This window comes from Epilithonimonas sp. (genome assembly GCF_032055105.1).
GTDB lineage: Bacteria > Bacteroidota > Bacteroidia > Flavobacteriales > Weeksellaceae > Epilithonimonas.
Window position 1 is genome coordinate 59,784 of record NZ_DAMBRK010000008.1, and the last position, 24,322, is coordinate 84,105.

General features: G+C 34.3%; 20 protein-coding genes. 5 read left to right on the forward strand and 15 right to left on the reverse strand.

The genetic code is table 11. The annotated features are described in order from the left end of the window. Positions 1-38: 38 nt before the first annotated feature. The 3 genes from RTY06_RS08585 to RTY06_RS08595 form a co-directional block, all read right to left on the reverse strand. Positions 39-794 carry a hypothetical protein gene (locus RTY06_RS08585; RefSeq protein WP_312824247.1) on the reverse strand — a complete coding sequence of 252 codons (756 nt, stop codon included), beginning with the start codon at positions 792-794 and terminating at the stop codon, positions 39-41. Between the two features lie 144 nt (positions 795-938). Continuing rightward, a complete protein-coding gene (locus RTY06_RS08590; RefSeq protein ID WP_312824248.1) occupies positions 939-1,397 on the reverse strand; it encodes a hypothetical protein in 459 nt (152 codons plus the stop codon). Further along, entirely contained in the window at positions 1,398-3,383 is a 1,986-nt protein-coding gene (locus RTY06_RS08595; protein WP_312824249.1) for a urocanate hydratase, read from the reverse strand. A 175-nt stretch (positions 3,384-3,558) separates the two neighbouring features. Between RTY06_RS08595 and RTY06_RS08600 the strand changes: the two genes are divergently transcribed. Continuing rightward, the gene (locus tag RTY06_RS08600) at positions 3,559-3,948 is read left to right on the forward strand and encodes an acyl-CoA thioesterase (protein WP_312824250.1); all 390 of its coding nucleotides are present in this window, start codon (positions 3,559-3,561) and stop codon (positions 3,946-3,948) included. Positions 3,949-3,987: 39 nt separating this feature from the next. Here the strand turns inward: RTY06_RS08600 and RTY06_RS08605 are convergent, their stop codons facing one another. The 7 genes from RTY06_RS08605 to rlmN form a co-directional block, all read right to left on the reverse strand. Next, on the reverse strand, positions 3,988-4,287 hold the full coding sequence (locus RTY06_RS08605) for a hypothetical protein (protein WP_312824251.1): 300 nt from the start codon (positions 4,285-4,287) through the stop codon (positions 3,988-3,990). A 63-nt stretch (positions 4,288-4,350) separates the two neighbouring features. After that, complete coding sequence (locus tag RTY06_RS08610) at positions 4,351-5,322, reverse strand: D-glycerate dehydrogenase (protein WP_312824252.1); 972 nt, start codon at positions 5,320-5,322, stop codon at positions 4,351-4,353. A 331-nt stretch (positions 5,323-5,653) separates the two neighbouring features. Continuing rightward, on the reverse strand, positions 5,654-6,334 hold the full coding sequence (locus RTY06_RS08615; protein ID WP_312824253.1) for a VTT domain-containing protein: 681 nt from the start codon (positions 6,332-6,334) through the stop codon (positions 5,654-5,656). A gap of 87 nt (positions 6,335-6,421) precedes the next feature. Next, the gene (locus tag RTY06_RS08620; protein ID WP_312824254.1) at positions 6,422-7,699 is read right to left on the reverse strand and encodes a replication-associated recombination protein A; all 1,278 of its coding nucleotides are present in this window, start codon (positions 7,697-7,699) and stop codon (positions 6,422-6,424) included. Positions 7,700-7,827: 128 nt separating this feature from the next. Next, positions 7,828-8,805: a polyprenyl synthetase family protein gene (locus RTY06_RS08625; protein WP_312824255.1), complete on the reverse strand. Its 978-nt coding sequence runs from the start codon at positions 8,803-8,805 to the stop codon at positions 7,828-7,830. A 47-nt stretch (positions 8,806-8,852) separates the two neighbouring features. After that, a complete protein-coding gene (locus RTY06_RS08630; RefSeq protein WP_312824256.1) occupies positions 8,853-9,731 on the reverse strand; it encodes a hypothetical protein in 879 nt (292 codons plus the stop codon). A 66-nt stretch (positions 9,732-9,797) separates the two neighbouring features. Continuing rightward, complete coding sequence (gene rlmN / locus RTY06_RS08635) at positions 9,798-10,832, reverse strand: 23S rRNA (adenine(2503)-C(2))-methyltransferase RlmN (RefSeq protein ID WP_312824257.1); 1,035 nt, start codon at positions 10,830-10,832, stop codon at positions 9,798-9,800. A gap of 251 nt (positions 10,833-11,083) precedes the next feature. On the opposite strand from rlmN, the gene RTY06_RS08640 reads away from it, so the two are divergent. After that, positions 11,084-13,417, forward strand: coding sequence for a GAF domain-containing protein (locus tag RTY06_RS08640; protein WP_312824259.1), 2,334 nt, complete (start codon positions 11,084-11,086; stop codon positions 13,415-13,417). A gap of 8 nt (positions 13,418-13,425) precedes the next feature. Here the strand turns inward: RTY06_RS08640 and RTY06_RS08645 are convergent, their stop codons facing one another. Together RTY06_RS08645 and RTY06_RS08650 are read right to left on the reverse strand one after the other, a co-directional pair. Continuing rightward, positions 13,426-13,809, reverse strand: a complete 384-nt coding sequence (locus tag RTY06_RS08645) for a hypothetical protein (RefSeq protein ID WP_312824261.1) — start codon at positions 13,807-13,809, stop codon at positions 13,426-13,428. Positions 13,810-13,823: 14 nt separating this feature from the next. Continuing rightward, complete coding sequence (locus RTY06_RS08650) at positions 13,824-15,026, reverse strand: Pycsar system effector family protein (RefSeq protein WP_312824263.1); 1,203 nt, start codon at positions 15,024-15,026, stop codon at positions 13,824-13,826. Positions 15,027-15,394: 368 nt separating this feature from the next. On the opposite strand from RTY06_RS08650, the gene RTY06_RS08655 reads away from it, so the two are divergent. Further along, positions 15,395-19,063 carry a metallophosphoesterase gene (locus tag RTY06_RS08655; protein ID WP_312824265.1) on the forward strand — a complete coding sequence of 1,223 codons (3,669 nt, stop codon included), beginning with the start codon at positions 15,395-15,397 and terminating at the stop codon, positions 19,061-19,063. 9 nt (positions 19,064-19,072) lie between these two features. Beyond that, positions 19,073-19,603: a GNAT family N-acetyltransferase gene (locus RTY06_RS08660; RefSeq protein ID WP_312824267.1), complete on the forward strand. Its 531-nt coding sequence runs from the start codon at positions 19,073-19,075 to the stop codon at positions 19,601-19,603. On the opposite strand, the gene RTY06_RS08665 is transcribed toward RTY06_RS08660, so the two are convergent. The 3 genes from RTY06_RS08665 to queA all read right to left on the reverse strand — a co-directional run bounded on the left by RTY06_RS08665 (position 19,593) and on the right by queA (position 22,083). Further along, complete coding sequence (locus tag RTY06_RS08665; protein ID WP_312824269.1) at positions 19,593-20,075, reverse strand: hypothetical protein; 483 nt, start codon at positions 20,073-20,075, stop codon at positions 19,593-19,595. The two genes, RTY06_RS08660 and RTY06_RS08665, sit on opposite strands and share 11 nt — an antisense overlap. A gap of 14 nt (positions 20,076-20,089) precedes the next feature. Next, on the reverse strand, positions 20,090-20,950 hold the full coding sequence (locus RTY06_RS08670; protein ID WP_312824271.1) for a hypothetical protein: 861 nt from the start codon (positions 20,948-20,950) through the stop codon (positions 20,090-20,092). An 83-nt stretch (positions 20,951-21,033) separates the two neighbouring features. Further along, positions 21,034-22,083, reverse strand: coding sequence for a tRNA preQ1(34) S-adenosylmethionine ribosyltransferase-isomerase QueA (queA, locus tag RTY06_RS08675; protein WP_312824273.1), 1,050 nt, complete (start codon positions 22,081-22,083; stop codon positions 21,034-21,036). Between the two features lie 220 nt (positions 22,084-22,303). On the opposite strand from queA, the gene RTY06_RS08680 reads away from it, so the two are divergent. Continuing rightward, positions 22,304-24,166 carry a DUF349 domain-containing protein gene (locus tag RTY06_RS08680; RefSeq protein WP_312824275.1) on the forward strand — a complete coding sequence of 621 codons (1,863 nt, stop codon included), beginning with the start codon at positions 22,304-22,306 and terminating at the stop codon, positions 24,164-24,166. Positions 24,167-24,322 lie beyond the last annotated feature (156 nt).

Here is a 24,322-nt window from a genome sequence, read left to right on the forward strand (position 1 = left end):
TCATATGAAGTCAAGAATGATTCCAAATTGGATTTTAATTAATGAAAATACCTCGGATCCGGATATTGAAATTCGAAGTCCAGTTCTTTGATCAATTTCTCTGCAGAGATTGTTCTGCCTTTCGTAGTTCGTTCGCCGGAGTAGGGAAGTCCTTTCTGTGCATTGATGACTTCTTCTTTGTTAGGATGTATTGGCGCAACTATGTTATAAACTTTTGACTGCGAATTATTTTTCAGCATCTTTTCAAAAACTGAACAGATATCGGCGTAATGAATATGATTAACCAGCATATCCAGATTGGAGATATTGTAATTCTTAAGTAATCTGTTGTCGCCCATCAATCCTGCTAATCTCATAATATTGGTCTGAGGAAATTTTTCTAAAATAAAATTCTCGCTTTCCACTTCATTAGGGGATTTGTCTTCTTCCTTGAAATCTGTATCAATCTCAGGATAAACTCCCGTTGAACTCATCAGAAATAATTGACCTTTATAATCTCCCAAAAACTTCCGAAGATTGTGTTGTCTATCTCTCATAGAAACTTGCATTCCTCTGATTCCCGAAAACGGAATGCCAATGATGATAGAATCCAACTGTGATGCGACTTCCCATTTCTTCATTTCAGGATTGGGTTCATCTGGAAAACTTGCCAAAGTAACGTTGAAACCTTTAGACTTTAAGTCTTCTATTTTTGATTCTGTGGTTGTTGTTGCGAAGATTTTGTATCGGTTTGATAGTCTTTCTGCGATGTGGTTTCCGAGCCAGCCGCAGCCGATGATGCCTAGTTTTTTCATTGGATTAATTATGATTAGTATTTGGACTCAAACAAACTCTCATCCACAAAATTTGGTAACGTCACTTTCAAATTCGGTTCTGCTTTCATTGCTCTTTTGATAGCGAAAACAGCACCTTCATTTCTGGCCCAGCTTGGATGGGATTTAATCTGCAGATGACGAAAACCCTCTCATATAAAAGTTAAAAAAAATTAAGATGATTAAATCATTATCAAAATTTTCATCAACTTCTATGATAAATTTCCAGCGAAAAAATCCTTTATAATCTAAAGCCAAAATAATCTGATCATTTTTATACAAAAAGAACTTATTACTAAGCCAATTTTTATGTTTGAAAGTAAAAATTTCTATTGTATCCCCGAAATAAATAATTCTACTTTTAGAAATATCTGACTTGCATATCAAGTAATTATCTTGGTCATAGATTTTAATATCTCTCCATAAAAAGCCGGTTCCTTTTATTTTGAAAACTTTATCCTTAAGTTTTATTTTTTCGGACAATCCATTAATGAAATAAGGACTTATGATCTCACCAACCAGCTTATCATTATTGTTAAATAATTTTACTGCGTTGAAAGTGTTCTTTGTTGTAAATTTTTTCATTTAAAACAAACTTTCATCCACAAAATTCGGCAACGTCACCTTCAAATTCGGTTCAGCTTCCATGGCTCTTTTGATGGCGAAAACAGCACCTTCATTTCTTGCCCAGCTTCGGCGGGAGATTCCATTGTTGACGTCCCAGAAGAGCATAGACTTTAATCTTCTGTCGGCATCATCGCTTCCATCGAGCAACATCCCGAAACCACCGTTGATCACTTCGCCCCAGCCAACGCCACCTCCGTTATGAATCGAAACCCAGGTCGCCCCACGGAAACTGTCGCCAATCACATTTTGAATCGCCATATCTGCAGTAAATCTCGAACCGTCATAAATATTGGAAGTCTCTCTGTACGGCGAATCTGTCCCCGAAACATCGTGATGGTCGCGACCCAGAACAACCGGCCCAATTTCACCGTTTTTAATGGCTTTATTAAAGGTTTCAGCGATTTTCATTCTTCCTTCGGCATCGGCGTAGAGAATTCTCGCCTGTGAACCCACAACCAGATTGTTTTCTTGTGCACCTTTAATCCACTGAATATTGTCTTTCATCTGTTGTTGGATTTCTTCAGGAGAATTTTTAATCATTTCCTCTAAAATCTGGCAGGCAATTTCGTCTGTTTTCTGTAAATCTTCTGGTTTTCCGCTCGTACAAACCCAACGGAACGGCCCGAAACCATAATCAAAACACATTGGGCCCATAATATCCTGAACATAAGAAGGGTATCTGAATTCTCTTCCCAACGTAGGATTTTCTGACATTACATCAGCTCCGGCTCTGGAAGCTTCCAATAAAAAAGCATTTCCGTAATCGAAGAAATAAGTTCCTTTTGCTGTATGTTTGTTGATGGCGGAAGCGTGTCTTCTTAAGGTTTCTTGTACTTTTTCTTTGAACAATTCAGGATTTTCTGCCATCATCGTATTCGATTCCTCAAAGGTTTGTTCAACCGGATAATAACCGCCCGCCCAAGGATTGTGAAGCGAAGTCTGGTCTGAACCTATGTCGATTCTTAAATTTTCTTCATCAAATTTTTCCCAAACTTCTACGATATTTCCCAAATAAGCCAGAGAAACCGTTTCTTTATTTTCCTGAGCTTTTCTCACTCTTGCCACCAATTCATCCAGATTTTCGTGGATTTCGTTTACCCATTTCTGGTCGTGACGGATTTTGGTAATCTTCGGATTCACTTCTGCAATCACCGTTACGCAACCAGCAATATTTCCTGCTTTTGGCTGAGCTCCGGACATTCCACCCAAACCGGAGGTCACGAACAATCCACCTTTTGGTTCTTTATTGATTTTTCTGAAAGCATTCAAAACTGTAATCGTTGTTCCGTGCACAATTCCCTGCGGACCGATGTACATATAACTTCCTGCAGTCATTTGTCCATACTGCGAAACGCCCAACGCATTGAATTTCTCCCAATCATCCGGTTTAGAATAATTCGGAATCATCATTCCATTGGTCACTACAACTCTCGGTGCATCTTTATGCGAAGGAAACAATCCCATCGGATGCCCGGAATACATGGTTAAAGTCTGTTCGTCTGTCATTTCAGACAGATATTTCATCGTTAAAAGATACTGCGCCCAGTTGCTGAAAACAGCGCCGTTTCCACCATAAGTTATCAATTCGTGAGGATGTTGAGCCACGGCATAATCCAGATTGTTCTGAATCATCAGCATAATCGCTTTTGCCTGCTCCGATTTTCCGGGATATTCCGTAATATCTCTCGCTTTCATCTCATAATCCGGACGAAAACGGTACATATAGATTCTACCATATTTCTCTAATTCTTCCTTAAATTCAGGCAATAACTCAGCGTGGAATTTGGGATCGAAATAACGTAAAGCATTTTTCAGAGCGAGTTTTTTTTCTTCTTCTGTCAGGATTTCTTTACGCTTTGGTGCGTGGTTGATGTTTTGTTCGTATGGTTTGGGTTGAGGTAATTTGTTGGGAATACCTTGTTTTATTTGTTCTTGGAAAGTCATTGTATGGTTGATGGTTGTTTGTTGACTGTTGTTGGGTTTTTTGTGGTTTTAAAGATATTCAAAATTGCAAATAGGATTGTTATAATTAGAAAGGAATTTTCAAGATGTATAATCAATACTAATTTATTAGAAATCCTTTAATAAGGCTTATATTTGCCACTTCAAAATTAGAAAGATGAATTACGAGGATAAAATTAAAAGTTCAGAAACGCACGTTTTTAAAGTTGTTTTCCCGAATACGACCAATCACCATAACACGATGTTTGGAGGGAAGGTGATGGAAATGATGGATGAAGTGGCTTTTATGACAGCTACTCGTTTTGCTAGGAAAGCTTTTGTAACAGTAAGTTGTGATAGAATTGATTTCAAGAAACCAATTCCTGCCAATACTTTAGTAGAACTAATTGGGAAAGTAAGGTACGTTGGCAATACTAGTGTGAAAGTAAACGTAGAAGTTTATATTGAAGAGATGTATGAAGATGTGAGAGAAAAAGCTATTTCTGGTGATTTTACATTCGTGGCCATTGATGAGAATAAAAAACCGACACGTATCTTCGAAAAATAACAACAAAAAAGCTTACCTGTGTTGAGGTAAGCTTCAGTTTTATTCTATGATATCGTCATTTTGCTCTTCGTGATCATCTAAATTGTCACTTTGGCTGTAGTAATTATTTTCTTCATCGGGAAGTTGATTATTGATTTGTTCAAAGTTATCATCATCTTCTGCACCCGGTACATCTAGCCCCAAAGGCATTTCATCATTCACTTGGCTTGGGTCGTTGATAGGGTTTCCATCACCATCCAATGGGACGTGTTCTTCTCGGTTAAAGATATCTTCGCCCGGATTGTAATCCATTTCTCTCAACTTTCTGTTTTGCTCGTTGGTATTATCTTCTGGTATCATAATATTTTGATTTTATTTAAGACAACTAAGACAAATATAATTCCAAGCTGAATATTTTAAGAATTAATTATAAACTTCGGGGTTAACACAGGTTGGCATTTTTTCACCTTTTGCAAAAGCGATAACATTTTCCGCAGCCAATCTCGCCATTCCGTTTCGGGCTTCAATGGTTGCAGAACCAATGTGCGGCAAGATGCAGACATTCGGGAGTTGGAGTAGGGGATTTTCATTACTCATCGGTTCCGGATTTGTTACATCCAGACCTGCACCCCAAATTTTTCCGGATATCAAAGCTTCATACAAATCTGTTTCGTTGTGAAATCCACCTCTTGCGGTGTTGATAAAAATCAAATTAGATTTCATTTTTTCAAAAACTGATTGGTTGAAAAGATTAGCTTGTTCCGGTGTATAATTGGCGTGAATACTAATGATGTCAGAATTCTGAATTAATTCATCAAAAGAAACATATTTAGCATCCAATTCTTTTTCAGCAGTTTCATTGTGACTTCTGTTATGATAAATGATATTCATTCCAAAAGCACCTTTACATTTCTCAGCCATTTCAAAACCGATTCTTCCCAAACCTAATATTCCTAAAGTCTTTCCGTACAATTCTTGTCCGAGTTCTTCCAAAGCATCAAAGTCTTTCCAATTTCCTGATTTTACTTTTTCGATGTTATAATTGACTTTTCTGGAAACCATTTGCATTAATAAAAATGCAACATCAGAAGTGGCTCTGCTAAGAACATCAGGTGTATTTCCAACAGGGATTTTTCGTTTTGTAGCTTCGATAATATCAACTTGGTCAAATCCTACTGAAAATAATGAAATTGCTTTGATATTAGGACAATTATCGAAGAACGCTTTATCATATTTATTTTTACCAACGTTGAGAATGACGTCTGCTTTTTTACAGTTTTCCAACCATTCTTCGTGAGACGGATTGTCTGTTTGAGGAGTTATGATTTCGAGATTATTTTCTTTGAGTAAGTCGATTCCGATTTGTGGAATTCTTTTGTTTAGGAATACTTTCATTTTTAAATTTATTAATAATAATTGTTTGCTTTCTAATTGATACTAAAATTTAACACAAAGCACACAAAGGTTTTTATAACTATTTATATGTTTTTAGGTTCACAAGGACGCTTCGCTTATAAAAGATTTTTAAATACCGAATCACTCGCAGCCCGACTTGAGCGGAAATCATTTTTTGCCAACATTTAAGTTCTATTTAGACTGAAACGTTCTGCAAAAAAGATTGGGAGCGGAAGGCAGATTAAGCTGCCCAAAGTATATCTATTATTAAACGCAAAAACCGGAAACTAGCTCCGGTTTTGTATGTTGTTTGAATGTTTCTTATCAAAAATTATTCCTCTGTTGGTCTTTCTTTGTCTTTGGTAAAGAAAAACTTGATGATGATTGGAAGTGTAGTTACCAAAACAATCACGAGAACAATTAATTCAAGTTTCTTTTTGAGGTCTATACCGAATTGGTCCATAAATAATTTGTCCAAGTAATGACCTGCAAAAATCATTGAGAATGACCAAGAAACAGCACCTACAATATTATATAAGAAGAATTTCTTTTTATCCATTTTTACGATTCCGGCAACAATTGGGGCAAATGTTCTTACAATTGGAAGGAATCTTGCCAAAATTACGGCTACAGTTCCGTGGTCTTCGAAGAAATCGTGTGCTTTGAAAAGGTATTTTTTCTTGAAAAGAAATGTGTCTTTTCTCTCATACAATAATGGCCCACTTTTGTAACCAAACCAATAGCCAATCTCGTTTCCGATGATTGCTGCAATAGAAACTGCAGTTGCGAGAATAGTTGTGTCTAGGAAATCTGAACCTGTAGAACCAAAAGTAGTGTCTATGATTTTAACAGCATAAATCCCAGAAATGAAAAGTAAACTATCTCCGGGTAAAAAGAAACCAACGAATAGTCCTGTTTCAGCAAAAATAATAAACAAAATCAACCAAAAACCACCTAGTTTGATGTAGAACTCGGGGTTCAGTAAGTCTTTCCAACTTTCAAAATGTTCCATAGTTATCTCTCTTGCGCAAATATATTAAAAGCAAATTGAATTAATTGGCTTAAAAAATGATTTTATGATTATTTAACGAATGCTTTATTAATCGTATTTGTTGCCCCATTTTTCTTTGAGCTGTTCCTTGATTTTTTTCTCGGTAGAATTGTTTGCAGGTTGGTAAAATGCTGTACCTTTTATTTCGTCCGGGAGAAATTCCAAATCCACAAAATTACCTTCGTAAGAATGAGCATATTGATACTCTTTTCCGTAATCCAGATCTTTCATCAATTTGGTTGGTGCATTTCTAAGATGGAGTGGAACAGGAAGATTTCCGGTTTTCTTCACAAAAGCCATTGCTTCATTAATGGCGTTATAAGTCGAATTACTTTTCGGAGATACAGCAAGATAAACCGCGGTTTCACTGAGGATAATTCTAGCTTCCGGATTTCCAATAACATTGATGGCTTGAAAACAATTATTTGCCATTACAAGAGCGTTGGGATTGGCGAGACCAATATCTTCTGCAGCAAGAATCATCATTCTTCGGGCAATGAATTTGATGTCTTCGCCTCCAACTAACATTCTTGCTAGCCAATAAACTGCACCATTTGGGTCAGAACCTCGCATCGATTTGATGAAAGCAGAAATGGTATCATAATGCTGTTCACCATTTTTATCATACAAAGCCATATTTTCCTGTAAAACAGAAAGAACATCTTTGTTAGAGATTTTGTTTTTCTTAGCAGATTTGAATTGATTCAGAACCAATTCTATGGAATTAATCAACTTCCTCGCATCACCTCCCGAATATTGGATAAATGCTTCTTTTTCTTCGAGGTAAAACTTAGTATTATTGATTTCGTTGTATTTGGAAACGCTTATGTCTGCCAACTCCTCCAATTTTTCAAAAGTCAAAGCTTTTAGGATATAAACCTGCGAACGTGAAAGCAAAGCCGAAACAACTTCAAAACTTGGATTTTCCGTAGTTGCGCCAATCAAAACAATCCAACCTTTTTCAACCGCGTGAAGCAAAGAATCCTGCTGCGACTTGTTGAATCTGTGGATTTCATCAATGAATAAAATTGGACTTTTTCCAGAGAAAAGATTCTGTTTTTTAGCTTCATCAATAATATCTCGTACATCTTTTACACCAGCGGAAACGGCTGATAATTTATAGAATTTTCTTCCTGATTTTTCAGAAATAATTTCAGCCAAAGTCGTTTTTCCAGTTCCTGGCGGACCCCAAAAAATAAGAGAATTAATGGTGTCATTATCCAGCATTCTTTTAATAGTTCCGTTTTTTCCTGTGAGATGTTCTTGACCTAAAACATCATCCAGAGTTTTTGGACGTAGAATTTCGGCAAGTGGAGAATTGTTCATATCCCAAAATTACGGAATTAAAATTTTCGGAGGAATTAAATTATAGTAAAAACCCTTTCAAAGTTCTAAATTGACTTACGTCGAATCTTCGATTTCTGAAAGGGTTGATTTTTATTTTAATGTAAATTTTACAGTTTTCTGCTAATCACGTAATCCAGCATCAGTTTCAGCGATTCTTTAGCTTCGTTATCAGGAAATTCAGTCAAAATATCAAGTGCTTTTTGCTGATAATCTTTCATTCTTTGGATGGCGTAATCCATTCCACCAGAAGATTTCACGAATTCTACCAACTCACGCACTTTTTTGGAATCGTTATTATAACGCTTTATCGTTGCGAAATATTTTTTGTAATTCTCGGGACTTGCATTCTTCAAAGTATAAATCAAAGGCAAAGTCATCTTCTGTTCCTTGATATCGATTCCGACAGGTTTTCCGATGATATTGCTCGTTTGATAATCAAAAAGGTCATCTTTGATTTGGAAAGCCATTCCTGTGTAAGTCCCGAATTCCTGCATTTTTTTCGCAGTCGCTTCATCTACGCCGTTGGATAAAACACCAACTTCACAACACGCTGCAATCAAAGTTGCTGTTTTTTGACGGATGATTTCGTAATAAACATCCTCAGTAATATCCAATTTTCTGGCTTTTTCCAATTGAAGCAATTCGCCTTCAGACATTTCTCTTATGGTTCTGGAAATTACAGCTAACAAATCAAAATCTTTGTTATCCGTAGAAAGTAAAACCGATTTCGAAAGCAGATAATCGCCAACCAAAACAGCGATTTTATTCTTCCAAAGTGCATTGATAGAAAAGAAATTTCTTCGCTTAAAACTCTCATCCACAACATCATCGTGAACCAAAGTTGCTGTGTGAATCAGCTCAATCATACTAGCACCACGAAACGTTTTTTCGTTCACATTTCCGACCAGTTTTGCGCAGAGAAAAACAAACATCGGACGCATTTGTTTCCCTTTTGTTGTCACAATAAAACGCGTCACTTTATCCAACAGCGCCACATTACTTTTCATTGATTCATAAAACTTCTGTTCAAAAAGTTTCATTTCGTCAGAAATCGGAGCTTTGATTAGTTCTACTGTATTGGCCACAAATTATAATTGATAGATGATAATTGATAAATGAACTACAAATATAATTATTCTAAATCTTTAAAAGGAATAAAATAAAGACTTTGAGGTACTTTTTTGATTTTAATACTGAATCGTTCTCCCGAAATATAGATTCCTTTATCAATCGCTGTAATTCCTTCGATTTGTCCAACATTGTAAGCTCTGCCTAAAGAATACTTTTTTAAAGGCTTATCAAAGAAAAGATTTCCGGTTTCGTCTTTCTCGAAAATCATCATATAAACCGACGCATTTTTGGTGTAACCAACAACGTATAATTTGTTTTCAAAGAAGGAAGCGTCAGTCACAACAAAACCTGTGTCAAAACTTTCTAGTTTTTGAGCAGGTTGATTATCTGTCAGATTTTTATCAATGACATAATGTGAAACTGTATTCGTAATCCATTCTTTTGTGAATAGATGAATATTTCTGTCCAAGAAAATCATTGCTTCTGCATCGAAATTATTATTGATGTTTTTCGAAGTAAAATCAGTTTGTTCAGGATAAAAAAACGGAATGGTTTTAATCGAATCAACAATCAAAGAATCATTTTTGAACGGAATTTGATAAACCTTCAAATCTTTTCTCGTTCCCAAATTATTCCCGAATTCGCCAACATAGAAATTTTCTCCATCGTTTGTAATAGCTTCCCAATCAATATTTCTTAATCCTGTTTGAAAAGTCTTTTCAATGTAAGAACTTCCTGCTTTTATTTCAAAAATTTCACTTGTATTTCCACTGTCGTTGAAAGAAAATAATCTTCCGTCAATATCCGTTAATCCAGAAGATTCTCGCAAAGAATCACTTAAGACAGCAATTTTATATTTTTTGAGATTTAATGATTGAGTTTTCTGAGCAGAAACTTGAAAACTTAATAAAACAAATAAGATGTAAAAAATCCTTTTCATATTTCGTAAAAATAAGAATTGATTTTTTGAAAGTGAAATTTAATGAATTAAAGTATTGTTAAAGAATTACTCCGCTGTTTTATTCGCCAATTGTCCACACGCCGCGTCGATATCACCACCGCGGCTTTTTCTTACGACGATTGTGATTCCTGCTTTTTCCAATTCGCGAACGTATTTTTGTTCAGCTTCAATGCTTCTGTGGTCAAATTTTCCTTCACCAATCGGATTGTATTGGATTAGATTCACTTTGCTTGGAACTTGTCGGCAATATTTGATTAAAGCTTTGATATCTTCGTCTCCATCATTGATTCCTTTCCAAACACAATATTCAAAAGTAATTGGAGAACCAGTTTTTTGATACCAATATTGAAGTGAATCCATAATGTCGGTCAATGGAAATTTCTCAGAAAAAGGCATTATTTCGTTTCGTTTATGCTCGATGGCGGAGTGAAGAGAAAGCGCCAATTTTACTTTCAGTTCTTCATCAGCGAGCATTTTTATCATCTTCGGAATTCCCGATGTTGAAACAGTGATTCTTCTTGGTGACATTCCAAGACCGTCTGGTTTTGTGATTTTGTGAATCGCTTCGACAACATTTTTGTAATTCATCATCGGTTCGCCCATTCCCATAAACACGATGTTTGTGAGCGGTCTGTCAAAATATAATTTGCTTTGACGGTCAATCAGCGCAACTTGGTCCACGATTTCTGCAACTTCCAGATTTCTCATTCTTTTGAGTTTGGCTGTTGCACAGAATTCACAGTTCAGAGAACATCCAACTTGCGAAGAAACGCAGGCTGTACTTCTGGATTCAGTAGGAATCAGAACAGATTCTACCATCAGTCCATCGTGAAGTTTTACACCGTTCTTTATCGTTCCGTCAGAAGATTTTTGTAATAGGTCAACAGCAATCGGATTGATGAAAAAATCACGCGAAAGATTATCACGAAGATTTTTAGAAAGATTTGTCATCTCATCAAAAGAATGCAGATTCTTGCTCCAAAGCCAATCATAAACCTGCTTGGCACGAAATGGTTTGTCACCAATTGTGCTGAAGTAATCTTTGAGCTGGTCGAGGGAAAGTGTGCGGATATCTTTCAATGTATTCTGAAAATTTTTGCAAAGATACGCTTAATAGAGCAAATTTAAAATCTTCGAATATAATAATAGATTAAAGTTATAATTGCTAAATCTTAAAAAATATTAAAATGGTTGATTTTGTAAGTTTAACATTGATAATTTGTTACAATTTAATAGTCTTAATTTCTATTATTGTGTTAAGGTATTATGAATTTTGATTCGTCTTTTTTAATAATTCGATATTACTTACATTTGCATTGATTTTTACCCTTATGAAATTCCAAGCCTTTTACGAAAGCCCGTTTGTTCTTAAATTTTCTTTTGAAAAACTCATCCGAAAAATGGAAGCAGAAGCTTCTGAGAGCTCGGAGTATGCACTTTCGCATCAAAGGATTTTGGATAAAACTAAAGAATTTCCCGAGCTTTTAAACGGTATCAGCAATCTTGATTTCTTCAAAGACAACGAAACGTTGATGAAGGAACTTTTGCGTGACCTTTTTCCGCCAATGCTGACTGGAAACGAAATCAAAGCAATTGGTTTTCCTTTTTATAATTTCTTTTTCAATCCGTCGAAACGTTTTCAAAGCATTCTGAAAAATGCAGGAGAAAATTTTGATTTGTTTATTAAAGGTCTAGATCCGCATCGTTTCTATGTGATGAGTTGTTGCCTTATTCTGAGGGATTTTTATAAGGTTCCGCTTAATATGTCGATGCCTTTTATTTTTGATATTCCTAATGAAGAAGGGATTGTCAACCATTATCGTTTTCTGAATAATGTCGATTTCATCGATGTTAATCCTTTGGAAGATTATAAAAAACTGACTGAAGAAGAAATAGGAGAGTTGCTGGACAATTTTGATGATTATGAACTTTGGAAAGAGAAATTCCCACCGAAAAGCTGGGAACTGAAAGGTTTTGCAGTGATTAATTTCTTTGATGCAACCACAGAAATCGCAGTTTCCAATCTTAAAAGTAAACTCATCAATCTTGAAGATGATAAGAATCTGAAATCGGAAATGAACAAGATTTTCCGTTCTATTTTTCAGGTTCCTGATTTGGAATTAGGCTTTACAGCGATTGATTTTGAAGAAAATAAATTTGTCAGAAATCCAATCAATGGCGTGATTGACAGTTTTATTCTGTCAGGTGGAATTCCGCAGGATTGTAAGAATGAATTGCTTTGCGAAAAGAACTTCAATACACTTGTTGAGACGAGAAAATTCTTCAGCATTTCTGATGTTGAACGAACTTATCAAGAATTTCCGGATAGTACATTTGCAAAACAATTTTACCAATCTGGAATCAAAAGTGCGATTTTTGCGCCCATCATCAAGAATAAAAAACTTCTGGGAATTATCGAGCTTGTCTCCAGAAAAAAAATGCTGAACAGCATTGTTGCTAATAAAATGGAGATCGTAATGCCACATTTGGAAGATACGATGGACAGGCTTTATGACGGTATCGAAACAAGAATTCAAGCAATAATTCAAAGAGAATATACATCGATACATCCTAGTGTTTATTGGAAATTCCGTCAGGAAGCGGAACGTCATATTGGTTTTTACAGAGAGGATTTTGACTTGCCTTATAGAAATATCAGTTTCCAAAATCTTACACCACTTTTCGGTCAGACCGATATCAGAAATTCTTCAGTTTCCAGAAATTTGGCGATTAAAAAAGATATGGAAATCAATCTGATGATGATTTCTGATGTGTTCAAAAAACTGAGTTCTGATAATGATTTGGAAGCAATCAATCAAAAATTGATTCAGTATCAAAAACTTCTGAATAATGACTTGAAAGCCGATACGGAAAGTCAGGTTCAGAATTTTATTTTGTTCGAAGTTCATCCTTTGCTGGAATCGATAAAACTTCAGAATACGAATTATAATCAAATCATTACAGATTATCACAAACAACTGGATTCTAAAACCGAATTGGTTTACAATTTCCGTAAGAAATTTGACGATAGTTTGTCTTCAATTAATAAGAGTTTGGCTGGTATTCTGGACAAAAGACAGGAAGAGCAGCAGCACAGATTTCCGTTTTATTATGAGCGTTTCAAGACAGACGGTGTTGAACATAATATGTATATTGGTTCTTCGATTGAGCCTGATTTGACTTATGACCCGATTTTTCTAAAAAACCTCCGTTTGTGGCAATTGCGCGTGCTTTGTGAAACAGAAATTGAATATGCAAAACACAAAGATCGATTGGCTTATCCGTTGGATGTTGCGTCTCTAATTTTGGTTTATAGTACACCAATCAGTATCCGTTTCAGAATGGATGAAAAGCGTTTTGATGTTGACGGAAGCTACAATGCACGCTACGAAATGATTAAAAAACGTATCGATAAATCTTTGGTTAAAAACTCGGATGAACGTATCACACAATCGGGAAAAATCAGCATTATCTATTCTCAGGAAAGAGAACGTGAAGAATATCTTAAATTGATAAAAATCCTTCAAAACCAAAAAATTCTGGAAGCTGATATTGAAGAATTGGATGTTGAAGATTTACAAGGAATCAATGGCCTCAGAGCGTTGCGTGTTGCTGTAAATTATCAAGCTGGGAAAGTGGAGTATGACTTTGTGGAAGGGATTTGATATTTACATTATTGTTTATCAAATCCAAGGTTTGAAGTTAACATTCCTTCTTCTTTTAACTCTAATCTTGAATTATTCAATCTCATTATTTCATATAGAATTGAAGTTGTGCTATTGAAATTTAAAATGAGATTATTTCCAATGGCGTACCACTTTCCGTTGAATTTTTCTTTTTTATTATTCGCTTTGAAAATATTATTCTTCTTAAATTCAATAGATTCTAGTGAGATTTTATTTTCTGTCTTTATTCCATCAATCATTGGAAAACCAATTGAATCGCTAAAAACATTAAAATTCCACTTGCCTTCAATTTTATCATCAACTTTTTTATTGAATTGTGAATAGAATAGATTTGAAGAAAATAGAATAATTAATATTGTAATATTTTTCATAAACTAATAATTGTCTAAACCGTCACATTCCTAAAAGCCACCACAAAAGCCACTACAGAAACAATAATTCCGATTGTGAAAACTGTGTAAGTTAGTCTTAATAAAGTATATTTTCTGTTCAGAACCACACCAAGATAATACAGGTCTTTTATCATTGTGTCGTACAGATATTGTCGGTCTTTCATCATTTCTTTCATTGCCCAGATATATTCTTCCATTGGCATTTTGTAGAAATTTCCGAAGAAAAGGAGATTCACTTTTTTTTCTTCAATTTCCTTTCTGGTAAACGTTCCGCTGGAAACTTTTGGTCTAGTTGACATTATCGCTAAAATGATACAAGCAACACTCGAAATGATCATTATGAAAGTCGGAACAATCAAGTGCGAATTACTCGGTGCATCCAGTTTTGGAATCAATGTCGATAAAGCTACTGAAATGATAATTGCGTTTACAGAAAGTAAAATGTTCGCTTTGCTGTCGGCGATTTGACTCAGTTTTGTGTGATTGTTTAGCGTCACACGGAACATCGTTTCTATTCCGCGTTCTGGAGATTCCAGCTTTTCCAATTTCTTCTTATTCAGTAGCGCTTTGTCACTGTTTTCGGAAGCTTTTTTCTTTTTTTCTTCTTTCAGATTTTGAATATTGGAGAGAATCTTATCCACATTTTTTTCCTTTATGGGTTGCCAGTTTTCTTTGGCATATTTGGTATAAAACTGATGTTTCGAAAAGAAAGTAATATTAAGCTCAGCCCACTGTTGTTTGCTTAGTTTCTGATGATGAACTTCCTTGATTTCCTGTCTCAGATTTTCACAAATTCTGAAATAATCATCCGAAGCCAAATGATACAAATCGGCATCTTTTATTACTTCTTCTAGATGATTTTTTGGTTTGTAGAATTTGTCAGTTGCCAAAATCAATTCTCCGATTTTCGCAATTCTTTCTTCAGGAAACTGATGTTGTTTTAAAAAATCAGAAGCAATTTTTTGGCTTTCTTCCTCGTGATAATCAGCATCATCCACATAACCCAAATCGTGAAACCAACCTGCCAAAAGCAAATTTTCAGTGTCTTCAGGACTGATGTTTTCTTCTTTTGCAAGAATTTTTATTTTATCAACCACCTGAATTGTGTGATCAAGATTATGATAAGTATAGACAGAAGATAATTTATCTTTGAGCAAATTTTTCGCGTAATCTTCCGAGATTTTCAAAATATCCATAAAGTCAATTTACAACAAATTTAAGAAAGTATAATGGCTTTTAAATTTTTAATTTTGTTAAATATTGTTAGAGTTTCAGTAATTTTATCAATATTTATTCAAAAACATTAAACTCACTTTGATTAAGAGCTTGTTTTAAAAATTAAAAACCACATAGACACATAGAAAAAATAAATTATTTGTTTTTAAAAAGATAAAATAGTGATAAATGTCCATCTATTTTATCTTTAAAATTCACAAAAAAACTATGTGCCTATGTGGTTAATAAACATTACAATGTAAATGTAAATTTAAGGTACAAAGTACCGAAATATTGGTGTAAAGCCTATAAAGAATCTAATAAAGGTGCGAAGCACCGACATATAAAAATGAAGAACATCTATTATTTCTTTCTAATTTCTTTAACTACAATTTCCTGCGCAGTTCAACAAGCTGATTATGGAAAGAATGTCAAAAATTTTGAAAAGAATTCAACCATAAAAGACAGCATCATTCATACATTTTATCTGGTTGGTGATGCAGGAAATCTTGACAAAGATGAAGCTTTCCATAATATGAATACTCTGAAAGATTCATTATCCAAAGCTTCTGAAAGTAGCACTTTACTTTTTCTAGGTGACAATATTTACCCAGTCGGAATGCCGAAAAAAGATGATAAAAACAGACCGCTTGCTGAGAAAAAAATGGATAATCAAATTTCCTTGGCAACCAACTTTGCAGGTAAAACAATCTTTATTCCCGGTAACCACGATTGGTACAATAACGGCATCAAAGGTCTGAAACGCGAAGAAGATTATGTGAAAGAAAAATTCGGAGACAAAAATACATTTGCACCAAGAAATGGCTGTCCCATCGAAACCAGAAAAATCAACAAAAAACTGACATTGATTTTGGTCGATACAGAATGGGTTTTAGCAGATTGGAATAAGAATCCGAATATCAATGAAAAATGCGACATCAAAACCCGAGAAGATTTCTACACAGAATTCGAAGACCAATTGAATAAAAATCAGAACAAGACAATTGTCGTTGCAACACATCATCCGTTGATTACGCAAGGTTCTCACGGCGGATATTACTCTTGGGAAAAGCAGATTTTTCCATTGGAAAATAAAGTTCCGCTTCCAATTTTAGGTTCCATCATCAATTTAACAAGAGCAACAGGCGGAATCACGCATCAGGATATCAGTAATCAGAATTATAAAAATTTGTCTGATAGACTTAAAACTTTGATTGGCGGACGAAAAAATGTAGTTGTAGTTTCTGGCCACGACCACAATCTGCAATACATTGAGCAAGGTGATATCAGGCAAATTATCAGCGGAGCAGGTTCCAAAACCGAATCTGCAAAAGCGGTTAAAGAAAATGATTTCTCATTCGGAAAAAATGGTTATGCCGAACTGAAAATTTCAAAATCGGGAAATGCTGAAGTGAGTTTTTATAACCTTAATCCTGAAAAATCGGAATTGTTATTCAGAAAAAAGGTTCTTGGAACTGAAGAAAAAACTTCCAAAGATTACCCGAAAAACTTCTCGGAATATACAAAGGCTTCAATCTATGATTCAACAATGACCAAGAAAAGTAAACCCTATGAATTTCTTTGGGGAAAACATTACAGAGATTATTATTTTAAGAAAATCAATGTGAAAAATCTGGCTTTGGACACACTTTTCGGCGGTGTGAAAACCGATAGAGCAGGAGGTGGACATCAGACCAAATCACTCCGTCTGGAAACCAAAACAGGAAACGAATATGTCATCCGAGCACTCAAAAAAAGTGGTGTGAGATTTTTGCAGGCTGTTGCGTTCAAAAATCAATATGTTGTAGATGATTTTGATGGAAGTTATGCAGACAAATTTTTGCTTGATTTTTATACAACTTCTCATCCTTACACACCTTTGGTAATCGGTGAAATGTCCGATAAATTGGGAATTCGTCATACAACGCCTGAACTTTTTTACATTCCGAAACAGAAGACTTTGAAAAGCTTCAATGAGACTTTTGGTGACGAATTGTATTATCTCGAAGACCGACCAATGGAAACCGAAGAAAATCCAAACAAAGTTATTGGAACAGACGAAGTCATCCTGAATCTTGCCAAAGATGAAAAGTATAAAATTGATGAAAAAGCTTGGATTAGAGCTCGTTTGTTCGATATGTTGATTGGCGATTGGGACAGACATCACGACCAATGGAAATTTGAAGCGAAAAAAGAAAGTGGTAATGTGATTTACAGCCCGATTCCGAAAGACAGAGACCAAGCATTTTCGAAATATGACGGACTGATTTTGTCTTTGGTAATGAGAATTCCTGATTTGAGACATATGCAGGGATTTGATGAAAAAATCAGAGATGTAAAATGGTTCAATCGCGAACCTTATCCTTTGGATTTGGCTTTCACAAAGAACTCTAGTGAGAAAGATTGGTTGGAAGTCGCAGATTTTATTCAAAACAATTTAACTGAAAATGACATCAGAAAAGCATTTGAAAATCTGCCGAAAGAAACTCAGGATAAAGTTTCCGAAGATTTGATTCAGAAATTGTTGATTCGTAAAGTTGATTTGAAGAAATATGCTTCGGATTATTTTAGATTCTTGGAAAGAAAAGTGATGCTTACAGGAACGGACAAAAAGGATAAAATTATTGTCACAAGATTGCCAAACAACGAAACCGAAGTCAAAATCTATCGTTTGAAAAAATCAGGTGAAGAATTGGAATCTTCCAAGATTTATTCAGGAAAAGAAACCAAAGAAATCTGGATTTATGCGCTTTCTGATGATGACGAATTTGTTGTGGAAGGAAAACCAAAATCAAGTATCAAAGTTAGATTATTAGGTGGTTTGGACGAAGATAAATACACCATTTCTAATGCCAAAAATTTGAGAATCTACGATTACAAAAGTAAGAAAAATAACTTTGAAAATAAAGGAAATGCCAATGTAACCTTAACCGACGATTACGACATCAATCAATATAATTACAAAAAACCAAAATATAACAGCACTTTAGTGATGCCAAATCTTGGTTTCAATCCTGATGATGCGCTTTCTTTTGGTGTTGTCGGAACTTATATTGTGAACAATTTTGTTCAAAATCCGTTTTCTCAAAAACATCAGTTAAAAGCCAATTATTTTACAGGAACCAAAGGCTATGAGTTGGCTTACCAAGGCGTTTTTCCACAGTTGACTGGCGGTTGGTTTTATGGTTTGGATACAAGAATTACGAGTTCGCATTACATCAGGAATTTCTACGGAATAGGGAATGAAACCGTCAACTTGAACGAAGAATTTGGAAACCGATTTACCAATGTAAGAGCAAAAGAATTTGCATTTTCTCCGTCTATTAATTGGAACAAAAATGCGTCAACTTTTTCAGCAAAGCTGAAATACGAAGTTCTGAAAATCGATAAAACTGCAGACCGATATATTTCGTTGCCAAATGTTGTGAACGAGGATGTTTTCAATTCTAAACAGTTTGGTGGAGCGGATGTTTCTTTCAATTATGAAAATTATGACAACAAAGCCAATCCAAAATTGGGAATGAAATTCGATGTAAGAGCGGTTTACAATATGAATCTTGAAAATACCGACAGAAACTATACTTCGCTGGAAACTGGACTTGGATTTTTACATTATTTAACAACAAATAAAAGATTGGTTTGGTCTTCTTATGCAAAAGCAAAATGGCTTTTGGGAGACGGTTACGAGTTTTATCAGATGGCGACTTTGGGCGGAAATAATGATTTGAGAGGTTTCCGATTTAATCGTTTTTATGCGAAGAATTCTTTCTTTCAAACAACGGATTTGAAATATGAAGTAGGTAAAATAAAGAATTCTATTTTACCTTTGAGTTATGGATTTTTCGGTGGATTTGATTTAGGAAGAGTTTGGAATCCGAATGAAATTTCTAACAAATGGCACAACTCTTACGGTGGTGGATTTTGGCTGAATGCAGTTGATGCAATTTCTTTGAACGCTTCTTATTTCAATTCTTCCGATGGTGGAAGATTGGTTATTGGAATTGGCGGAACTTTTTAAAACAAGACGATGATAGAAACCAAACGTCTTATTCTGAAACCTTATTCGTCGGATTTTGCGGAAGAATTTTATACTAAATTTCAAAACGATAAAACCTTTCTTGAAGATTACTTTTCTAGAACTTTGAGCGTAACTAAAACTTTGGAAGAAGCAAAATTATATTTCCAAAAGAAGATTGAAAGTTGCCAAAAGAATGAAGGTTTTTATTTCGGGATTTTTCTCAAAGAATCAGATGAATTGATTGGACATATTTCAATAAGAGAAATAGATTGGACGATTCCGAAAGGAGAGTTGGCTTATTTTATTTTCAATGATTTTGTTGGAAACAAATATTCTTATGAAGCTTTGGAAGCATTTCGGGATTTTTGTATGAATGAAAAGGAAGTGCTTCGAATCTTTATGAAAATTGCACCAGACAATATCGCCAGCAAAAAAGTAGCAGAATTCTGCAATTTCGAGTTTGAAGGTTTGTTGAAAAACGATTACAGAAAAAGGCAAAAAGTTCTTACGGATATGTTGCTTTATTCGTTTACGAGGTAAGTTTCTGCTTTTTCCTTTTAGATTTACGCTCAGTGCTTTTCAGCCAATCACGATATTTTTTTGTAAATAATTTTGCATTGTCTTTTTGAATAAAAGGAAAATAATATTCAATTAAATTGGGGTTGTTTTTACAAAATTCTAAAAGGCAATTTTGCATACCTGTTAGTTTGGCATAAGGCATTCTTTGCATTCCATCAGCTAGGATAATCGCAATTTCTCCTTTAGTTAAATTTCTTTCTAAGCAATCAGATTTGATATTTGTCAAAGTTCCATCAGGGAAAAATTCAGCAAGCAATGTTAATGATTTTTCACCATAAGAAATAATTTGTTTTGACTCTTTAGTTGTAATAATGCCAATTGAATTTTCAACAGAGATTTCATTAATCAATTTGTCAAACTCTTCTTTAGTCTGAGCAGAAAACAAACTTAGATTTAATACTAGAAAAGTAAATATTATAAAAATCTTTTTCATTTATGAGTAAGATTTTATTTCAACTTCAATTGATAAAGATTTCCCGTTTGTTTTTTTCCACCTTCGTCAGTCATTAAAATGGTATTTTCATCTTTGAAACACAATCCTTCTTTTTGTGTAAAATGATTTAGTTCAATTTTTTCTACATTTCCAGATAAGAAATTATTCCCTTTCCAATTGTTGAAAATCCAGACTTTATCGGAGCTTAGGATAGCAACTTTATCTTTATTTGGACTGATATCAGCGCTTGTAACAGCACAATGATTGAATTGTTCACAAGTCACAAAACTCCCGATTTTCTTCGCAGGTAATTTTTGAGATGAATTATTCTCAACTTCATACAAAACTGTTGTTCCATCAAATTTCGAACTTCTATTTTTAGTAAAAAGATAAAACTTATTGTTATGAATAAAAAACGATTCTACGTCAAAAATTCGGTCTTTTTTCTTTGGAGGAAATTCGGTTTGTTCAGGATAATAGAATTGAACAATCGATTCTGCTTGTGCTTCATCTTTATTTAAATCCGAAGCCTTGATTTTATAAATGGCGAGATTCTGCCTTTCGTTATCATTATTTCCAAAATCTCCGATATAAATATTGCCTTCATCATCAGAAGTCAAATCTTCCCAATCGTTATTTTCAACATTAGAAATGGGGATTTGCTTTATTAATTCTCCTTTTTCATTGAATCCGAAAAGAACATTATGATTATGATTATCCTCAATTGTCCAAATCAATGGTGAAGCTTTCGAAATTTCGCAAGCTGATGCTTCTTTTATTTTTTTTGGTAAGGATGAAATAGTGGAGAAATTGTCCTGAGTTTGTGAACAGGAAAACGTAATAGATAATAATGCTAAAAAAGAAAGTGCTTTCATACGATGAAATTAATGAAATTACAAGACATAAAAAAATGCACAACCATAAAAGTTGTGCATTCTATCTTTGAAAAATTCAAATCTTAAAGAATCAACATTGCGTCTCCGTAAGAGTAGAATTTGTATTTTTCTTTTACAGCTTCCTCGTAAGCTCTCATTATGAAATCTTTGTTTGCAAAAGCAGCAATCATCATAATCAAAGTAGATTTAGGCGTGTGGAAGTTGGTAATCATGGCGTTAGCAACACCAAATTCGTGAGGCGGATAGATGAATTTGTTTGTCCATCCTCTGTAAGCTGAAATCTTTTTATTAGAAGAAACAGATGTTTCAAGCGCTCTCATTGTGGTTGTACCCACGGCAACAACTCTACGGCCTTCTTGAACAGCTCTGTTGATGATCTCTGCGTTTTTCTCATCAATAATAGCTTCTTCAGATTCCATTTTGTGCTTAGAAAGGTCTTCAACTTCGATTGGGTTGAATGTTCCTAAACCAACGTGAAGTGTAATCTCAGCAAAATCAATTCCTTTGATTTCCAATCTCTTCATCAAGTGTTTTGAGAAGTGCAGACCAGCAGTTGGAGCAGCAACAGCACCTTCTACTTTTGCATAGATAGTTTGATATCTTTCAGCATCTTCTGGCTCAACATCTCTTTTGATGTATTTAGGAAGTGGAGTTTCTCCAAGTTCAGTCAATTTTGCTCTAAATTCTTCGTAAGAACCGTCGAATAAGAATCTCAATGTTCTTCCTCTTGAAGTTGTGTTGTCGATAACTTCTGCAACTAGGGATTCGTCTTCTGTGAAGAATAATTTGTTACCGATTCTGATTTTTCTTGCAGGATCAACCAAAACGTCCCAAACACGAGTTTCTGCATCTAGTTCTCTCAATAAGAAAACTTCGATTTTTGCGCCTGTTTTTTCTTTGTTTCCAAACAATCTTGCAGGGAAAACTTTTGTATTGTTGAAGATGAAAAGGTCTTTTTCGTCAAAATAATCAATAACGTCTTTGAAAAGACGGTGTTCGATAGTTTCAGTTTTTCTGTTAAGAACCATCAATCTTGCTTCGTCACGGTTTTCTGAAGGGTGTTCAGCTAATAATTCCGCAGGAAGGTCAAAATTAAAATCAGATGTTTTCATAAAATTTACGGATTTTATTTGTTTTAAATTTTCGAGGTGCAAAGATACGACATCAAAAAGCCTTTGTCAAGTAATTATTGATTTTTAAATCTTCTGTCATAATCTTGGTAAATATTAAGTGCTTTTTTTTGAAAATTAGTATTAATATTTGGTGTTTTCTAGAAAAAACAGTTAATTTAGTGCATTTAAAAGTTGTTTTTGTCAATTAATTTGCCTTGTTATGAGTATTGAAAACGAAAATCCTGAAAACGAAAAACTTAATTCTGAAGTCAATCCTTCTGAAAATCAATCAGTAGAAGAAGTGACAACAGAACAGGTTTCGGAAACCGAAACGCCTAATTCTGCATCTGAAGAAGTTGTTGCAGAAGAAAATTCTGAAACCGAAACTCAACATCAGGAAATCGAACTTGCAGAAGAAAATTATTCTAATCTTTCTCTGAATGAAACTTTGAATGAAATGGAAACTATCGTGAACAAAGACGATGCTTTTGCCTTTTCGAAAAAATTCAACGCGCTTAGAGATCATGCTAATCATAAATTGGCAGATGAGGTGGAAGACAAAAAACACGAATATCTTGAGCAAGGTAATCCGGAAGAACACTTCGAATTTCATCATCCACAAGCATCCAAACTGTCAGCGTTAGTCAATATATTCAAGGAAAAACTTGATGTTTTCCACAAAGCTCAGGAAGCTGATTATCAGAAAAACTTAGAGGAAAGATTGTCAATCATCGAAAGATTGAAAAACCTTTACACCAATTCTGAGCCAGGTGTCAATCTATTTAAGTCTATTAGAGAAATTAAAGAAGCTTGGGGTAATGCTGGTCAAGTGGCGAAATCCGAATTCAAAAATCTTAATAACAATTATTTCCATCATTTGAAAATGTTCAACGAAATGTTGGATCTTAATAAGGAATATCTTGAGCAGGAGTTTGCTCATAACCTTGAAAAAAGAGAGCATATCATCCAAAGAGCAAAAGAATTGTTGGACGAAAAAGTAGTTCAAAAAGCTTTGAATGAGTTGCAATATCTACACAAACTTTGGAAAGAAGAAGCAGAGCCAGTTGCAGAGGAATTCCGTGAGAAAACTTGGGATGAGTTCAAAGAAATTTCTAATAAAATCCACGAAAGAAAATCTGAACTGATTGCAGTTCAAGAATCTGAGCAACAAGAGAATCTTGATAAAAAGAATAAAATCATCGAAGAGTTGAAAACTTTGTCTGCAACTCAAAATGTTAATCATTCTTTTTGGCAACAAGCTATAAAAAGAGTAGAGGATTTGCGTACAGAATTCTTGAAATTAGGACCTGTTCCTAAGAAATTGTCGAATCAGAATTGGACAGATTTCAAACAAACTTTGAGAGATTTCAATACCACTAAAAATGATTTCTACAAAAATCTGAAAGGTTCTCAGATTCATAATCTTGAGGAAAAATTAAGCTTGATAAAAACGGCTCAGGATAATATGAATTCTGAAGATTGGGATATTGTAGTTCCACTGTTCAAAAAATTGCAGGAAGATTGGAAAAAAATTGGTCACGTTCCTAGAAGTCAGGCAAACAAAGTTTGGGATGATTTCCGTGATGCTTGTAATACTTTTTTCAAAAATTACAGAGATAAGAATAATGCAACAGGAGATAACTGGAAAGAAAATTATAAAAACAAAAAAGCACTTCTGGAAGAGTTGAAAGCTTTGACGGACGAAGAGGGTTCTGTAGAAAAAATTGAGAACATCAAAAATGCTTGGAATGCAATTGGTAAAGTTCCTAAAGATAAGTTGTCTATTAATACAGAATTCAACAAGACACTTAGAGAGAAATTAAAACTTAATAAGATTAATGAATTCGATTTGAAAGAAGAAAACCTTTCTGAAAGTCAATTGACAGATAAGGCAAGGAAAATCAAAAATCAAATTGCTGATTTGGAAGCTGAAGTTGTACAATTGGAAAATAATTTGGCATTCTTCAATAATCCAAGTAGAGAAAATCCTCTTTTGAAAGATACTTATAGTAAGTTAGATGCTAAAAAAGAACAACTTGAAAGCTTGAAAGTAACGCTTCATAACATTATCGCAGGAGAGTGAAATTTTTGAATCTCAGAATGTATAATATATTAATCCTCTCTTATAGGGGATTTTTTTGTCTAGATATCTAATGTAAATTATTATTAATAATCAATTTTTAAAAAATAAAATAAGTCTTATAAAAAAATGATATTTTTATAGCCCGATTATTAAAAA

Coding starts and splice junctions, on each gene's coding strand:
- RTY06_RS08670 (WP_312824271.1), bottom strand. CDS start 20,950: ATGAAAGCACTTTCTTTTTTAGCATTATTATCTATTACGTTTTCCTGT.
- RTY06_RS08640 (WP_312824259.1), top strand. CDS start 11,084: ATGAAATTCCAAGCCTTTTACGAAAGCCCGTTTGTTCTTAAATTTTCT.
- RTY06_RS08600 (WP_312824250.1), top strand. CDS start 3,559: ATGAATTACGAGGATAAAATTAAAAGTTCAGAAACGCACGTTTTTAAA.
- RTY06_RS08605 (WP_312824251.1), bottom strand. CDS start 4,287: ATGATACCAGAAGATAATACCAACGAGCAAAACAGAAAGTTGAGAGAA.
- RTY06_RS08645 (WP_312824261.1), bottom strand. CDS start 13,809: ATGAAAAATATTACAATATTAATTATTCTATTTTCTTCAAATCTATTC.
- RTY06_RS08660 (WP_312824267.1), top strand. CDS start 19,073: ATGATAGAAACCAAACGTCTTATTCTGAAACCTTATTCGTCGGATTTT.
- RTY06_RS08595 (WP_312824249.1), bottom strand. CDS start 3,383: ATGACTTTCCAAGAACAAATAAAACAAGGTATTCCCAACAAATTACCT.
- RTY06_RS08590 (WP_312824248.1), bottom strand. CDS start 1,397: ATGAAAAAATTTACAACAAAGAACACTTTCAACGCAGTAAAATTATTT.
- RTY06_RS08655 (WP_312824265.1), top strand. CDS start 15,395: ATGAAGAACATCTATTATTTCTTTCTAATTTCTTTAACTACAATTTCC.
- RTY06_RS08665 (WP_312824269.1), bottom strand. CDS start 20,075: ATGAAAAAGATTTTTATAATATTTACTTTTCTAGTATTAAATCTAAGT.
- RTY06_RS08610 (WP_312824252.1), bottom strand. CDS start 5,322: ATGAAAGTATTCCTAAACAAAAGAATTCCACAAATCGGAATCGACTTA.
- RTY06_RS08630 (WP_312824256.1), bottom strand. CDS start 9,731: ATGAAAAGGATTTTTTACATCTTATTTGTTTTATTAAGTTTTCAAGTT.
- RTY06_RS08615 (WP_312824253.1), bottom strand. CDS start 6,334: ATGGAACATTTTGAAAGTTGGAAAGACTTACTGAACCCCGAGTTCTAC.
- RTY06_RS08585 (WP_312824247.1), bottom strand. CDS start 794: ATGAAAAAACTAGGCATCATCGGCTGCGGCTGGCTCGGAAACCACATC.
- RTY06_RS08650 (WP_312824263.1), bottom strand. CDS start 15,026: ATGGATATTTTGAAAATCTCGGAAGATTACGCGAAAAATTTGCTCAAA.
- RTY06_RS08620 (WP_312824254.1), bottom strand. CDS start 7,699: ATGAACAATTCTCCACTTGCCGAAATTCTACGTCCAAAAACTCTGGAT.
- RTY06_RS08680 (WP_312824275.1), top strand. CDS start 22,304: ATGAGTATTGAAAACGAAAATCCTGAAAACGAAAAACTTAATTCTGAA.
- queA (WP_312824273.1), bottom strand. CDS start 22,083: ATGAAAACATCTGATTTTAATTTTGACCTTCCTGCGGAATTATTAGCT.